Annotated in this window: 13 protein-coding genes; 6 read left to right on the forward strand and 7 right to left on the reverse strand. The window is 73.1% G+C overall.

The features are described from left to right. Positions 1–87: 87 nt before the first annotated feature. The 5 genes from ACZ7EG_RS36135 to ACZ7EG_RS36155 form a co-directional block, all read right to left on the reverse strand. Positions 88–954, reverse strand: a complete 867-nt coding sequence (locus ACZ7EG_RS36135; RefSeq protein WP_471088475.1) for an SGNH/GDSL hydrolase family protein — start codon at positions 952–954, stop codon at positions 88–90. Next, complete coding sequence (locus ACZ7EG_RS36140; RefSeq protein WP_471088477.1) at positions 951–2,147, reverse strand: glycosyltransferase; 1,197 nt, start codon at positions 2,145–2,147, stop codon at positions 951–953. Before ACZ7EG_RS36140 ends, ACZ7EG_RS36135 begins: the two co-directional genes overlap by 4 nt. Beyond that, positions 2,144–3,271, reverse strand: a complete 1,128-nt coding sequence (locus ACZ7EG_RS36145; protein ID WP_471088479.1) for a glycosyltransferase family 4 protein — start codon at positions 3,269–3,271, stop codon at positions 2,144–2,146. The genes ACZ7EG_RS36140 and ACZ7EG_RS36145 overlap by 4 nt, the downstream gene beginning before the upstream one ends. 195 nt (positions 3,272–3,466) lie before the next feature. Continuing rightward, positions 3,467–4,885, reverse strand: coding sequence for a HEAT repeat domain-containing protein (locus ACZ7EG_RS36150; RefSeq protein WP_471088481.1), 1,419 nt, complete (start codon positions 4,883–4,885; stop codon positions 3,467–3,469). Positions 4,886–5,184: 299 nt separating this feature from the next. Beyond that, on the reverse strand, positions 5,185–5,577 hold the full coding sequence (locus ACZ7EG_RS36155; protein ID WP_471088483.1) for an ankyrin repeat domain-containing protein: 393 nt from the start codon (positions 5,575–5,577) through the stop codon (positions 5,185–5,187). Between the two features lie 297 nt (positions 5,578–5,874). Here ACZ7EG_RS36155 and ACZ7EG_RS36160 point away from each other — a divergent pair, with 297 nt between their 5' ends. Together ACZ7EG_RS36160 and ACZ7EG_RS36165 are read left to right on the forward strand one after the other, a co-directional pair. Beyond that, positions 5,875–6,069, forward strand: a complete 195-nt coding sequence (locus tag ACZ7EG_RS36160) for a hypothetical protein (protein ID WP_030843336.1) — start codon at positions 5,875–5,877, stop codon at positions 6,067–6,069. 52 nt (positions 6,070–6,121) lie between these two features. Beyond that, complete coding sequence (locus tag ACZ7EG_RS36165; protein ID WP_471088485.1) at positions 6,122–7,843, forward strand: hypothetical protein; 1,722 nt, start codon at positions 6,122–6,124, stop codon at positions 7,841–7,843. A gap of 66 nt (positions 7,844–7,909) precedes the next feature. Here ACZ7EG_RS36165 and ACZ7EG_RS36170 read toward each other — a convergent pair whose 3' ends face one another. Next, positions 7,910–9,409, reverse strand: a complete 1,500-nt coding sequence (locus ACZ7EG_RS36170) for an SCO1417 family PLP biosynthesis transcription factor (RefSeq protein ID WP_362240096.1) — start codon at positions 9,407–9,409, stop codon at positions 7,910–7,912. A gap of 99 nt (positions 9,410–9,508) precedes the next feature. Here ACZ7EG_RS36170 and yczE point away from each other — a divergent pair, with 99 nt between their 5' ends. From yczE to ACZ7EG_RS36190, 4 genes are all read left to right on the forward strand, one after another. After that, positions 9,509–10,162 (forward strand): membrane protein YczE, encoded by a 654-nt coding sequence (yczE, locus tag ACZ7EG_RS36175; RefSeq protein WP_471088487.1) that lies wholly within the window; start codon positions 9,509–9,511, stop codon positions 10,160–10,162. Continuing rightward, positions 10,159–10,926, forward strand: a complete 768-nt coding sequence (locus ACZ7EG_RS36180) for a glycerophosphodiester phosphodiesterase (protein ID WP_471088489.1) — start codon at positions 10,159–10,161, stop codon at positions 10,924–10,926. The genes yczE and ACZ7EG_RS36180 overlap by 4 nt, the downstream gene beginning before the upstream one ends. A gap of 49 nt (positions 10,927–10,975) precedes the next feature. Next, positions 10,976–12,322 (forward strand): MFS transporter, encoded by a 1,347-nt coding sequence (locus ACZ7EG_RS36185; protein WP_471088491.1) that lies wholly within the window; start codon positions 10,976–10,978, stop codon positions 12,320–12,322. Positions 12,323–12,588: 266 nt separating this feature from the next. After that, on the forward strand, positions 12,589–12,963 hold the full coding sequence (locus tag ACZ7EG_RS36190) for an RNA polymerase-binding protein RbpA (protein ID WP_030247095.1): 375 nt from the start codon (positions 12,589–12,591) through the stop codon (positions 12,961–12,963). Between the two features lie 165 nt (positions 12,964–13,128). Here the strand turns inward: ACZ7EG_RS36190 and fxsA are convergent, their stop codons facing one another. Beyond that, entirely contained in the window at positions 13,129–13,704 is a 576-nt protein-coding gene (fxsA, locus tag ACZ7EG_RS36195; protein ID WP_471088493.1) for an FxsA family membrane protein, read from the reverse strand. Positions 13,705–13,742: the final 38 nt, after the last annotated feature.

Here is a 13,742-nt window from a genome sequence, read left to right on the forward strand (position 1 = left end):
GCTGAACCGACCCTTCGACGCCGCCGAACCCTCCCGACCGAGCACAGCTGAACCGACCCTTCGACGCCGCCGAACCATCCCGACCGGTCACGGCCGACCGGCCGGGGCCGCCGACAGGCCCGAGAGTGCGGCGGACACCGCGGCCGAGGCCCGCAGGTCGAGCCGGGCGCTCGTGCCCCGGGCGCGGTGCCGGAGTTCGTCGGCGGCCAGGGTCAACAGCTGGGGCAGCAGGTCGGTGCACCGGCGGGCCACCCAGCCGGTACCGGCCGTGGCAAGCCACCGCAGGCTCGCCGACCTGGTCGGGTCGGGGAACTCGGGCTCGGCCGTGGGCGCGGGCCCCGTCGCGAGGCCGTGCTCGGCGAGCAGCGCGTGGAAGCGCAGGGCGAGTTGCCGGTGCCCGCGTTCGCCCGGGTGCAGCCGATCCGCGCTCCACAGAGCACGGTCGGTGACCCAGTCGCCCTCGCACGCGTGCAGGTGCAGGGCCTCGTACCGCTGGGACAGGGCGTGCACCACCGTGTTCACGGCCCGTTGCCGCCGGGCCAGCGGGTGGGCGAGAGGCCCGGGCAGGCCGAGCATGGTGCCCGGGTCGGGCAGGCAGGCGGTGAGCAGGACCGCGCCCTGCTCGCTGCATGCCGCGTACACCCGGTCGAGCCGCGCGGCCACGGCCCCGATGTCGAAGGTGCAGCGCAGGCTGTCGTTGACGCCGACGACGACGGACACCAGGTCGGGCCGCAGCTCCAGCCCGGCCGGCAGCTGCCGCTCCAGGACGTCCCGGGTCTGTGCCCCGCTCACCGCGAGGTTGGTGAACCCGACCCGCTCCCCGGCGAGCCCGCGTGCGAGCAGCGCGGCCCAGCCACGCCACACGCCGTCACCGACGGGATCCCCCACGCCCTCGGTGAGCGAGTCCCCGAGGGCCACGAACCTCAGGGGCCCCTCGCGCCGCGGGGGTCTCATGCCGCGCCCCGGGGCGCGAACGGCCGGGTGGGACGCACCGGCACGGCCGCGTCGTGCGCGGCGAGGAACGCGTCGACCGCCGCGTCCCACCCGAAGCACTCCGCACGCGCGCGTGCCGCCTCGCGCCGGTCCGGCTCCAGGCGTTCCAGCAGCAGGTCCACGGCGTCCGCGAAGGCGTCCCCGCGGTTCGCCGCGACGGCACCGGCGGAACCGATCACCTCCGACAGCGCGGACGAGGCACTCGCCACCACGGGCGTACCGCAGGCCAAGGCCTCCAGCGCGGCGAGCCCGAAGGTCTCGGCGGGCCCCGGTGCCAACACCACGTCGGCGGACGCCTGGAGCGCGCCGAGCAGCCGGCGGTCAAAGACGTGCCCGAGGAAGGTGACCGGCAGGCCGCTCTCGCGCGCCCGCTGTTCGAGCCGCGCGCGCAGCGGGCCGTCCCCGGCCACCACCAGCACGGCCCGGTGCCCGCGCCGCCGCAGCGCCTGCAGGGCGTCCAGCGCCGTGCCGGGCCGCTTCTCCACGGACAGCCGCGAGCACATCACGAGCAGTGTCTCGTCCTCGCGCGCGTGCCGGGCCCGTACCTGCGGGTCGCGCAGCGCCGGGTGCCGCTGCATCAGGTCGACGCCGAGCGGTGCCCGGACGACGTTGCGGGCCCCGATCCGTACGAACTCCCGCTCGGCGAACTCGGTGGTGCACACCACGCGCGCGTAGGTGTGGGCCGTGCGGATGTTGAGGGCGTCGGCGGCACGCCGGGCGGCCGCCTCGGGCAGGCCCCAGGTGCGCAGCACCCCGTCGGCCGACTCGTGGGAGACCATCACCGCCGGGATCCGGGCGCGTCGCGCCCATCTGCCGGTCCACCGCAGGGTCGTCCGGTCGGACACCTCCAGCCGGTCCGGCGCGAGTTCCTCCAGGAGCCGGGTCACCCGCCGCCTGTCGGTGAGGACGCGGTATCCGCCGGTGCCGGGCAGCAGCGGTCCGGGGAGGGTGATGACCCGCCCCTGCTCGGTCTCGCGGTCGCTCATCCGCTCACCGGGGACCACGAGGACGGGGTCGTGCCCCGCCGCCTTGAAGCCCTTGCCGAGCTCGCGCAACGCGGTGCGCAGTCCGCCGGACGCGGGGGCGACGAAGTTGGCGAGCCGGACGATCCGCAGCGACCTGCGGTCGCCGCTGCCGGAACGGGAGTCGCTCATGCCGCCACCGCCGTCCGGCGTCCGGCGAGCACCTGCGCGTAGTGACCGATCAGCCGGTCGCCGACGGCCACCCAGGTGCGGCCCTCGACGGTGGCGCGCCCGGCGGCGCCGTAGCCGGCCCGCAGCCCGGCGTCGGCGGCCAGGGATCGCACCGCGTCGCGGACGGCGGCCGCGTCGTGGGGCGGGACCAGCAGCCCGGTGCGCCCGTGCGCGACCAGGTCGAGCGGGCCGCCCGCGGCGGGCGCCACCACGGGCAGGCCGCTGGCCATGGCCTCCTGGACCGTCTGGCAGAAGGTCTCGAAGGGGCCCGTGTGCGCGAAGACGTCGAACGAGGCGAAGACCCGGGCGAGGTCGTCACCGGTGCGCCGGCCGAGGAAGACGGCGCCGGGCAGCGCCTGCTCCAGGCCGGGCCGGCTGGGGCCGTCGCCGACGATCACGACCCGGACGCCCTCCAGGCCGCAGGCACCGGCAAGGAGTTCGACCTGCTTCTCGGGGGCGAGCCTGCCGACATAGCCGACGATCAGCTCGCCGTTCGGGGCGAGTGCGCGGCGCAGGGCATCGTCGCGCCGGTCGGGCCGGAACCGCTCGGTGTCCACACCGCGCGGCCACAACCGGACCCGGGGCACCCCGTGGGTCTCCAGGTCGTGCAGGGCCGCGCTGGACGGCGCGAGGGTGAGGTCGGCGGCGCCGTGCACGGCGCGGATGCGCCGCCAGGCGGCGGCTTCCCCGGCGCCCATGTACGTACGTGCGTAACCGGCCAGGTCGGTCTGGTAGACGGCGACGGCGGGGAGGCCGAGGCGCGCGGCGGCGGCCATGCCCCGCACGCCGAGGACGAAGGGACTGGCGAGGTGGACCACATCGGCACGGTGCTCGACGAGGGTGGCGGCCAGGCGGCGGCTGGGGAGGGCGACGCGGACCTGGGGGTAGCCGGGGAGCGGGAGGGAGGGGACGTGCACGACGGGGCACGGCGCGAAGGCGTCGGGCTTGTTCCCCGGTGCGGGGGCCGGGGCGACGACGACGGGGGCGTGACCGCGATCGACGAGGTGCCGTGCGGTCTGGAGCGCGCAGTGGGCCACGCCGTTCACGTCGGGGGGAAAGGATTCGGTCACTATGACGACACGCATACCCGTGTTGTCGCCGTGCCGGACGTGGCCGCGTCAACGTGGATCTTTCCGGGCGAGGAACGTCCCATGAGCGTTCTGAGGCGCACCCGCGCAGGTCAGGCGGTGTCCATGCACTCCTGACCCGCGGGTCACCCCCCGTTCACCCTTCAGGCGCGAATCCGCCCCGGCAGCCCGTCGAGAAGGGGCACCCAGCGGTCACACCGCGGTCTCCTCGGGACCGATCCTGCTGCGTACGGCAGTCTGCACCTCGGCTTCCTCGGCCGGGTCGGCGGCGAGCCGGCGCAGTCGCTCGACGACGCGGGTGTCTCCGGTCTCGGCGTGCCGGGCGGCGATCTCCCGGGTGGTCTCCTCGCAGTCCCACAGGCACTCGACGGCGAAGCCGGTGGCGAAGGAGGGGTCGGTGGCGGCGAGGGCCCGGGCGGCCCGGCCGCGCAGATGGGAGGAGGCGGTCTCACGGTAGACGTGGCGGAGTACGGGTGCGGCGCAGGCGATGCCGAGCCGTCCGGTGCCGTCCACGAGGGTCCACAGGGTCTGCGCGTCGGGGCCTTCGCCCCGTACGGCCTCCCGTAGCGCCGCGAGGACCAGGTCGCGGTCGTGCGCCCCGCCCCGGCAGGCGAGGACGCGTCCGGCGGCCGCGCCCAGCGCGTCCGGCCGCCGGGCCCAGCCGCGCGCCCGGTCCACGGCGGCGAGCGAGCGCATCCGTTCGAAGGCGTCGACGGCCGCGTCCACGACGAGCGTCGAGCCGGTGGCCACGGCGCCCTCGATCAGATCGAGGGCCTCCGGATCGTTGCCGTCTGCGAGGTACCTGAGGGCCGTGCACCGCGCGCCGTCGCTGCCGTCCTTCGCAGCCCGGACGATCTCGGCCCGGTCCTCGGGACCCGCCACCGCGGTGAGACACCGGGCGGCCGGCACATGGAGGGCGGCACCCCGATCGATGCCCTGCTGGGCCCATTCGAAGACGGCCTGCACGCTCCAGCCCGGCCGGGGGCCGGAGGGGCGCATCTGCCGCTGCCAGCGGTCGAAGCAGCCCGTCTCATGAGCGGCACGCACACGTGTGGCGACGGATTCGCGCGGATCCTCCGCCCACAGCCGCCAGGGCCGCGGTTCGAAGGCGTCCCGCACGGTGGCGGCCAGCTCGGCATCGCCCTCCGGGTCGGCGGGGAACCGGGCGAGCACGGGAGCGGCGAGGGCACGCAGGCCCGCGTCGTCGTCCCTGAGGGCCAGCTCGTCGAGGGCCCAGGCCCAGTTGGAGCCGTGTGCGGCGTACCTGCGCAGCAGTTCGAGCGCGTCCCGCCTGCCGTAGGAGGCGAGGTGCCCGAGGACGGCCAGGGCGAGCCCGGTGCGTGACTCGTCGCTGTCGAGGACGTCCTCGGCGCCGAAGAGATGGGCCTCGACCTCGTCCAGCTCGCCGTTCAGGTCGAGGTAGAGGCGGGCGTAGTAGAGGGAGCGGTTCTCCACCTGCCAGTCGTGGCGGGGATCGCGCAGCACACAGTGGTTCAACGCCGCCAGCGCCTCGGGGCGCGGGGCGGTGAGCGCGTGCAGCGTGCCGTCGCCGCGGCCCCGCTGGAGCAGGCCGAGCAGCGTACCGCTGGGCGCTATGACCGGATCGAACATGGGAAACAGCCTCACATCAAGCGTCGACGCAACCGGGGACGTGTACTACCTGGCCGCGTGACAACACGTCGGAGTGCCCGCCGTTTCCTGCTTGCTGTAGACCATTTCCTCTGCCTCTCGTCGGTGGCCCTTGCGGACCGCGTCACGGCCCGCGCGGTGCGGCAAAACCTGCCCAACCATCACGTCCGTGAACCACGTCGTCATGATGACTCGGCACTTCCGTCTGCCGCGACCGAAATTTCGGCGGCCCTTTACCGCCTCCCCCGTTTTCGTTGTCGTTCCAGGTCAGACCGGTCGGCTCAGTGCTCGCCGAACAGTTCGAGCAATTCCGTCCGGCCGAACATCCGGGCGGTGTCGACCGCCGAGGGCGTGCCGGCGGACGGGTCGGCTCCGCCCTCCAGGAGGGCCTTGATCACGTCTGTCTCGCCCTTGAAGACCGCCCCGGCGAGCGGGGTCTGGCCTCGGTCGTTCACGCGGTCGGCCTCGGCGCCGCGGTCGAGCAGGGCGCGCACCGCCTCGGAGTGACCGTGGTAGGCGGCGAGCATCACGAGCGAGTCGCCGCGGTCATTGGTGAGGTTGGCCGGAACGCCTGCGTCCACATAGGCCACGAGCGGCTCGGTCCGTCCCCGCCGGGCCAGATCGAAGATCTTGGTCGCCAGCTCCACGACCTCGGGGTCGGGGACTTCGGTCATCGGACGGACCGCCTCTCCACTGCACATCATCTCGGGTGCGTACGCCTGCGAGGGCGCAGCCGTACGAGTGAATCGCCAGGGTACTGGCTCGCGCTGCACATGACCCGATGTGCCCGAGGTAAAGATCAGCGCAGACCGGGACCAGCGCAACCGCCGGCTCGACCAGGCCCGGGACCACTCCGCCGCCCGAGGGTGAATAGTACGAATTTCACCCAGTTGCACCTTTTATCGCATGGATACATCCTGTGAGCCTGGAAGTACTCATGGTGACTGTCCCCGCGAACCAGGAGAACACAAATGATCCTCTCCATCTCAGGCGTGGTCCTGCTCGGCATCGTCGTCTTCATCTTCTTCCGCAAGGACGGCCTGAAGGCGTCGCATGCCGTGGTCGCCATGCTGTTCGGCTTCTATCTGGCGAGTACCGCCATCGCCCCGAGCATCAAGGCCGGCGGCGAGAGCCTGGCGAGCCTCCTGGGCGGAATCAAGTTCTGACGCCCCCGTTCCCCGTACGCATCCCGCCCGTACGCACTCTCTGGAGGCATTAGTGGCCCGGCGCCCCCTCCCCCGCATTCTGAGCAACGGCAGCGCGCAGCTGGCCCGGAGCCGGGAGCTGGCCCGGACGGCCGCCGACAGCGCCACCGACGTCCTCCACCCGCTGATCACGCTCACGCGGGGTCTGCGCCGGCTGGCAGCGGCCGGGCGGCGCAGATGGACCGAGACCCCCAAGGAGCGACGGGGGGCGCTGCTGTTCCTGGTGGCCTCCGTCATCCTGGTCGTGGCGCTGGTGCCGTACGGACCGCTGCTCGCCGCCATCACCCTGATGGCGGCGGCGGCCTGGCAGGGCCGGGACCGCTCTACGGCGGCGTCCGACGGGCCCGACGAGTCGCAGGCCCAGCGGCTGAAGTCGCTGTACGAGGCGCTCGTGCCGTACTTCTCCGCCGCCGAGGACCCAGAGCCGCTGTACTCCCACGGCGGCGCGTGGGACAAGGCTTTTCCCACCTACGCGTTCGACGGCGACGGCCGGATCTCGCAGCTGGTGGTCCGCTACCCGGCGTACTTCACCGACAGCGAGCCCGAGGCCCGCGCCCGGATCGAGCACCTCCTCGCGGCCAAGTCGGGCCGGGGCCGCGAGTACCACTTCACGTGGGACGAGGAGGGCAACCAGTTGACGGTGGGCGTGCTCCTGCCGCTGCCCGTCGACATCGCCGCCCAGCGTTTCGTCACCACCCCCGGCGAGACGGTCCTGGGTTTCACGGACCCCACCCGGGTCCAGCGCACGCTCCCCGTCACCCACGGGGAGCGGCAGCGGGACGTGCCGCCGGTCGTCTGGCGCACGGGCCTGCGCTCCACCGAGCCGCACCTGCTCGCTCTCGGCCAGCCGGGCAGCGGCACCTCCACCCTGTTGCGGTCCATCGCCCTGCAGGCCCTGCGGCACGGCGACGTGATGATCGTCGACGGAGGCGGCACCGGCGAGTACGCCTGCCTGACCGGCAGGGACGGCGTCCTGGCCGTCGAAGCGGGGCTCGCCGGGGTCATGGCGAGCCTGGAGTGGGCCGCGACCGAGACCGAGCGCCGCCTCATCGCCGCCAACCGCGCCCACCAGGCGGGTGATCCGCCGCCCGAGGACACCAAGCGCCCGCTGTGGATCCTCCTGGACCGCCCCACGGCGTTCACCCACCTGGCGGCCGCCGACGGCCGCAAGGACCCGCAATCCCTCCTCCAGGTCCCCCTCCGGCACGGCCGCCCGGCGAACGTGACGGTGGTCGTGGCCGACCAGCTGGACAGCGTGGACGCTCTGAGCGATCCGGTTCGCCGGCACACCCGCGCCCGGGTGATCCTGGGTCCGGCCACGGCGGACCAGCTCGAATCGGTCCTGGGCGCGCTCCCGCACACCACGTTGATCGACGTGCTCCCGCCGGGCCGCGGATACGCCCGCCTGGGCACGGGCGCGGTCCACCGCCTCCAGGTCCCGGCCACGCCGAACCCCTACGACGACGCCGCGCCCGACGCCCTCTGCGAGGCGGTCCTGGACCTCCTCCCGCCGCGCACGGCCCCGGCGGACGGCGAGACGATCCCGGAGCAGGACCCGTCGGAAGGCGAGTCGGCACCGGGGCCGGCGGATGCGGAAGAAGAGCCGGCTCCGGTGAAACCGCAGACGTCCGAGGCGGTACCGGTCGTCGCCGATGAACGCCTGCCGGACCCGGCACCGGCCCTCACCGAAGAACCCCTGCCGGACCAGGTACCGGTCCTCGCCAAGGAGACGTAGCCGCGGACTGCGTGCCGTTGGGGGTGCACCGCCCCCAGCACCCCCACCCGGCCCGCCCGGCCCGCCCTACGCCACGAACGTACGCGGCGGCTCGGCGCTCCCCACGGCACCGCTCTCCACGAGTCCCGCCGCCGCGGCCAACCGCACGGCCGCCTCCTCGGCCACCGCCCCGCCCACGGTGAACGGCAGCCGCACATACCCCTCGAACGCCCCGTCCACCCCGAACCGCGGCCCGGACGGCACCCGAACCCCCACGCGCTCCCCCGCCTCGGCCAGCCGCGACCCGGACAGGCCCCCGGTCCGCACCCAGAGCGTCAGCCCGCCCCGAGGCACTTCGAACTCCCACGCGGGCAGCTCCCGCCGCACCGCGGCCACCAGCTCGTCCCGGTTCGCCCGGGCCTGCTCCCGCCGCACCTCCACGGCCTGCTCCCAGCCTCCGGTCCCGAACAGCCAGTTCACCGCCAGCTGCTCCAGCACCGGTGTGCCGAGATCGGCGTACGCACGGGCGGCGACCAGACTGCGGATCACGTCCGGGGCGGCCCGCACCCATCCGATCCGCATCCCGGCCCAGAAGGCCTTGCTCGCCGACCCCACCGTGATCACCGTGGACCCGGCCGGGTCGAACGCGCACACCGGCCGCGGCATCCGCACCTCCGGGTCGAGCCACAGCTCGCTCATCGTCTCGTCGGCGATCAGCACGGTTCCCGCGGACCGCGCCGCGTCCACCAGCCGCCTGCGCTGGTCCTCGTCCGCGAGTGCCCCGGTCGGGTTGTGGAAGTCGGCGACGACGTAGGCGATGCGCGGGGCGGCGTCCCGCAGGACCTGCCGCCAGCGGTCCATGTCCCACCCGGTGAGCCCCTCGGCCATGGCGACGGGCACCAGCCGCGCCCCGGCCTCCCGCATCAGCTGGAGGATGTTGGCGTACGAGGGCGACTCGACTGCGATGCGCTCGCCCCGCCCGGCGAACAGATGGCAGATGGCGTCGATCGCGCCCATCGCGCCAGTCGTCACCATGATCTGCTCGGGCATGGTCGGGATCCCGCGGGCGGTGTACCGCTCGGCGATCATCGCCCGCAGCGCGGGCAGCCCGGCGGGGTAGTCGCCGTGCGTGTGCGCGTAGGGCGGCAGTTCCTCCAGTGCGCCCTGGACGGCCCGGGTGAGCCAGGGCTCGGGAGCGGGGAGCGCGGCGCAGCCGAGGTCGATCAGCGAGCCGAGGGCCTCCGGTGGGAGGGGCTCCAGCCCCCGGGCGGGCAGCGGGTTCCCGGCCGGGACGGCGGTCCAACTGCCCGCGCCCCGCCGGGACTCCAGGAACCCCTCACTGCGCAGCGCCTCGTACGCGGCGGCGACCGTCGTGCGGCTGACGGACAGGGAGAGGGCGAGTTCACGTTCGGCGGGCAGCCGGGCCGCCACCGGGACGCGTCCCTCGAGCACCAGCAGGCGAATGCCGTCCGCGAGCGCGCGGTAGGCCGGCGGCCGGCGCGTGCCGGGTCCCGCCGGGCGGTCCTGCTGGGAGCTGAGGAGCCGCGCGAGCTGTGCCGCACCCACGGCCGAGGTCCATTCCGCCATCGAAATCAGTCCACCTTCCCCGGATTGGCCATGGATGGCCTCTCCATCCAAGCCACAGGGTGTCATGAAGCAGTCCACTACCACCACTGGGGGCACGTCATGTCCACGCAGGGGCGCCTCGCCCGTCGGCTCGTCCAGCTCTACGCGGGTCTCGCGCTCTACGGCGCGAGTTCGGCGCTGCTCGTCCGGTCGGGGCTCGGGCTGGAGCCGTGGAACGTGCTGCACCAGGGTCTCGCCGAGCGGACCGGTCTGTCGATCGGTGCCGTGCTGACCCTGGTGGGCGCCGCGGTGCTGCTCGCGTGGCTCCCGCTGCGGCAGCGGCCGGGCCTGGGCACGATCTCCAACGTGCTGGTCATCGGCATGGCGATGGACGCGACGCTGGCGCTGGTGCCCGACGCGCACGGCCCGGCGCCGCGCATCGCCCTGATGGTGGCGGGGATCGTCCTGAACGGCGCGGCGACCGGCCTGTACATCGCGGCCCGCTTCGGCCCGGGCCCGCGCGACGGCCTCATGACCGGACTGCACCGGCTCACGGGCGTCTCGATCCGCCTGGTCCGCACGGGCATCGAGCTCACGGTCGTGGCGACCGGCTTCGCCCTGGGCGGCACCGTCGGCATCGGCACCCTCCTGTACGCCATGGCGATCGGTCCGCTCGCCCAGATGTTCCTGCGTGTGTTCGCCGTCCCTCCGGCATCCGGCGGTGGTACGGCCGTTGCCACCGGTCAACCCCGAGGAGCGATACTGCGATCGTGACCCCGCGGATACGCCATCCCTACCTCGACCATCCCGGCCCGATCGCCTTCGCCCACCGGGGCGGGGCCGCGGACGGCCTGGAGAACACCGTGCGGCAGTTCCGGCGCGCAGTCGAGGCGGGTTACCGGTACATCGAGACCGACGTCCACGCCACGCTGGACGGCAGGCTCGTCGCCTTCCACGACGCGACGCTGGACCGGATGACGGACGGCGGGGGCCGGATCGCCGACCTGCCGTGGCACGAGGTACGGCAGGCCCGGGTGGCGGGCGAGGAGCCGCTCCCCCTCTTCGAGGAGCTCCTGGAAACCTTCCCCGACGTGCGCTGGAACGTGGACGTCAAGGCGGAGGGCGCCCTGCTGCCCTTCCTCGACCTGGTCGGGCGGACGAACTCCTGGGACCGGGTGTGTCTCGGCTCGTTCTCCGATGCGCGGGTGGTGCGCGCCCAGCGGCTGGCCGGCCCGCGCCTGGCCACGTCGTACGGCACACGGGGCGTGCTCAACCTGCGACTTCGCTCCTGGGGGCTGCCGGCGGCGGTGCGCCGCTCGGCGGTGGCCGCGCAGGTCCCCGAGATCCAGTCCGGCATCCAGGTCGTGGACCGGCGCTTCCTGCACACCGCCCACGCGCGCGGGCTCCAGGTGCACGTGTGGACCGTCAACGACGCCGAGACGATGCACCGGCTCCTGGACCTGGGTGTGGATGGCATCATGACCGATCACATCGACACACTGCGCAAGGTCATGGAGGACCGCGGCGTCTGGGTCTGAGACCCCGGGCACCTCCGCTCCGCGCGTTCACGGGGAAGCGAGGGCGCGGGTGGGCAACGACACCGTGCGGACACCACCGGCCGACGGGGCCGCGGAGCTGAGACGCGAACAGCGCGGCTGGTACTTCTACGACTGGGCCTGCTCCGTCTACTCGACGAGCGTGCTCACCGTGTTCCTCGGCCCCTATCTGACGTCGGTCGCCGAGTCGGCGGCCGACGCCGACGGGTACGTCCACCCCCTGGGCATCCCGGTGCGGGCCGGGTCCTTCTTCGCGTACTCGGTGTCCGTGTCGGTGATCGTGGCCGTCCTGGTGATGCCCCTGGTCGGCGCGGCCGCCGACCGCACCGGCCGCAAGAAGCCCCTCCTCGCGGCCGCCGCCTACACCGGCGCCACGGCCACGGCGGCCATGTTCTTCCTGGACGGCGACCGCTACCTGCTGGGCGGTGCCCTGCTGATCGTCGCCAACGCCGCGCAGTCCGTGGCGATGATGCTCTACAACTCCTACCTGCCGCAGATCGCCCCGCCCGAGCAGCGGGACGCGGTGTCCTCCCGCGGGTGGGCCTTCGGCTACGCGGCGGGCTCGCTGGTCCTCGTCGCGAACCTGGTCCTCTACACCGGGCACGACGGCTTCGGCCTCTCCGAGAGCACGGCGGTCCGCATCTGCCTGGCATCGGCCGGCCTGTGGTGGGGTGCGTTCGCCCTCATTCCGCTGCGGCGGCTGCGCGATCGCAGGACCGCCGGCCGCGAGGCGGCCCTCCCGGGTTTCCGGCAGCTGGCGGCGACCGTCCGCGACATGCGCCGCCATCCGCTGACACTGGCCTTCCTGCTCGCCTACCTCGTCTACAACGACGGCATCCAGACGGTGATCTCCCAGGCCTCGATCTACGGCTCCGAGGAACTGGGCCTCGGGCAGTCCACGCTCATCGGCGCCGTCCTGCTGGTGCAGGTGCTGGCGGTGGCGGGCGCGCTGGCCATGGGCCGGCTGGCCCGGCTGTACGGGGCCAAGCGCACGATCCTGGGGTCATTGGTCGCCTGGACGGTGACGCTGGCGGCCGGGTACTTCCTGCCGGCCGGGGCGCCGGTGTGGTTCTTCGCGCTCGCCGCCGGGATCGGCCTGGTCCTCGGCGGCAGCCAGGCGCTGTCCAGGTCCCTGTTCTCCCATTTGATCCCGCCGGGCAAAGAGGCCGAATACTTCTCGGCGTACGAGATGAGCGACCGCGGCATGAGCTGGCTCGGGCCGCTGCTGTTCGGCGTGACCTACCAGCTGACGGGGAGCTACCGGGACGCGATCATCTCGCTGGTGGCCTTCTTCGTTCTCGGATTCGCCCTGCTCGCCCGGGTCCCGGTGCGGCGTGCGATCGCCGAAGCGGGGAATCCGGTTCCTGACAGGATTTAGCACTCGGAGCGAAAGGGCTGTAGTGTACGCGTTTGGCCTGCCTGGCGTACCGTTACTGCGCGTCAAAGATGCCGAAACGCTGGGTTATATCTGTTATCAGATGTGACAAACCGGGCGCTGGTGGGTACAACAAGGGCGGCTACGACGGCGACGCATGACCCGGAACGAGACCCGGAACGGGAATCTTTACCGCCGACCGGACGTTGACCGGATGACGACGACAGCGACACCTGTCCTGTGGGCGACAAGCCCGGGAGGCACGATTCATGAGTGAGCGAGCTCTTCGCGGCACGCGCCTCGTGGTGACCAGCTACGAGACGGACCGCGGCATCGACCTGGCCCCGCGCCAGGCCGTGGAGTACGCATGCGAGAAGGGGCACCGGTTCGAGATGCCCTTCTCGGTCGAGGCGGAGATCCCGCCGGAGTGGGAGTGCAAGGTCTGTGGGGCCCAGGCACTCCTCGTGGACGGCGATGTCCCTGAAGAGAAGAAGGGCAAGCCCGCGCGTACGCATTGGGACATGCTGATGGAGCGGCGCACCCGTGAGGAACTCGAAGAGGTCCTCGAGGAGCGCCTGGCGGTTCTGCGTTCCGGAGCGATGAACATCGCCGTTCATCCCCGTGACAGCCGCAAGTCGGCATAATCCCCCAGGGCCTGGCCCGAACAACAGCGCATCACAAGACCGCGGGCGCCGTACGCGAAGTACGGCGCCCGCGGTCTTGTGCGTGCGCGGCGCACGGGCGCGGGCACCCGTGTGCCCGGCACGGGCGCGTGCACCCGGGATCAGTGCGTCAGCGTCAGCGGCGGATCAGTGCGTCAGCGGCGGGCGCGGCGGCTGCGGGGCGTCCCCCGGCTCGTCCCTGATGACCTCGCCCTGGACGACCTTGCCGTCGGGCCGGTGCATACGGGCCTGCTGGAAGGCACCGCCCAGGCCGCCCGCGCCGGCCTCCCGGAGCTTGCGCTCGAAGGTGCGTTCCGCAGAGCGACTCACGATCTTCTGGACCGGCGGCAGCAGCAGGAGCAGACCCACGGCGTCCGACACCAGGCCGGGGATCATGAGGAGCAGGCCGCCCAGCATCATCAGGCCGTTGCCCTCGCTGTTGGACCGGCCCGCTTCGGGCATCACACCGCTCTGCTGCTGTTGCAGCGCCTCGGAGAGCTTGCGGAAGGCCCGCCGTCCGGCCCGCTTGATGACGACCGAGCCGAGGACGAGGCCCGCCAGCAGAACGAGGAAGACCACCAGCCCGCTGGTCGCCCCCGCGACCAGGGTGAGCAGCCAGATCTCCAGCACGAGCCACGCGGCGACGCCCAGCGGCAGGAACGTACGCAGCCGGGAGCGCTTGGGCCGGGCAGGGGACAGCGGGGTCTGAGCGCCAGTCGTCATGCCTCCAGTGTGCCTGGCCCCGGCTCAGCGCGGGATAA

Source organism: Streptomyces sp. NPDC037100, from assembly GCF_055606225.1.

Excerpts from the sequence above, each read along its gene's own strand:
- ACZ7EG_RS36135 (WP_471088475.1), bottom strand. The coding sequence starts at position 954 with ATGAGACCCCCGCGGCGCGAGGGGCCCCTGAGGTTCGTGGCCCTCGGG.
- ACZ7EG_RS36140 (WP_471088477.1), bottom strand. The coding sequence starts at position 2,147 with ATGAGCGACTCCCGTTCCGGCAGCGGCGACCGCAGGTCGCTGCGGATC.
- ACZ7EG_RS36145 (WP_471088479.1), bottom strand. The coding sequence starts at position 3,271 with ATGCGTGTCGTCATAGTGACCGAATCCTTTCCCCCCGACGTGAACGGC.
- ACZ7EG_RS36150 (WP_471088481.1), bottom strand. The coding sequence starts at position 4,885 with ATGTTCGATCCGGTCATAGCGCCCAGCGGTACGCTGCTCGGCCTGCTC.
- ACZ7EG_RS36155 (WP_471088483.1), bottom strand. The coding sequence starts at position 5,577 with ATGACCGAAGTCCCCGACCCCGAGGTCGTGGAGCTGGCGACCAAGATC.
- ACZ7EG_RS36160 (WP_030843336.1), top strand. The coding sequence starts at position 5,875 with ATGATCCTCTCCATCTCAGGCGTGGTCCTGCTCGGCATCGTCGTCTTC.
- ACZ7EG_RS36170 (WP_362240096.1), bottom strand. The coding sequence starts at position 9,409 with ATGGCGGAATGGACCTCGGCCGTGGGTGCGGCACAGCTCGCGCGGCTC.
- yczE (WP_471088487.1), top strand. The coding sequence starts at position 9,509 with ATGTCCACGCAGGGGCGCCTCGCCCGTCGGCTCGTCCAGCTCTACGCG.
- ACZ7EG_RS36190 (WP_030247095.1), top strand. The coding sequence starts at position 12,589 with ATGAGTGAGCGAGCTCTTCGCGGCACGCGCCTCGTGGTGACCAGCTAC.
- fxsA (WP_471088493.1), bottom strand. The coding sequence starts at position 13,704 with ATGACGACTGGCGCTCAGACCCCGCTGTCCCCTGCCCGGCCCAAGCGC.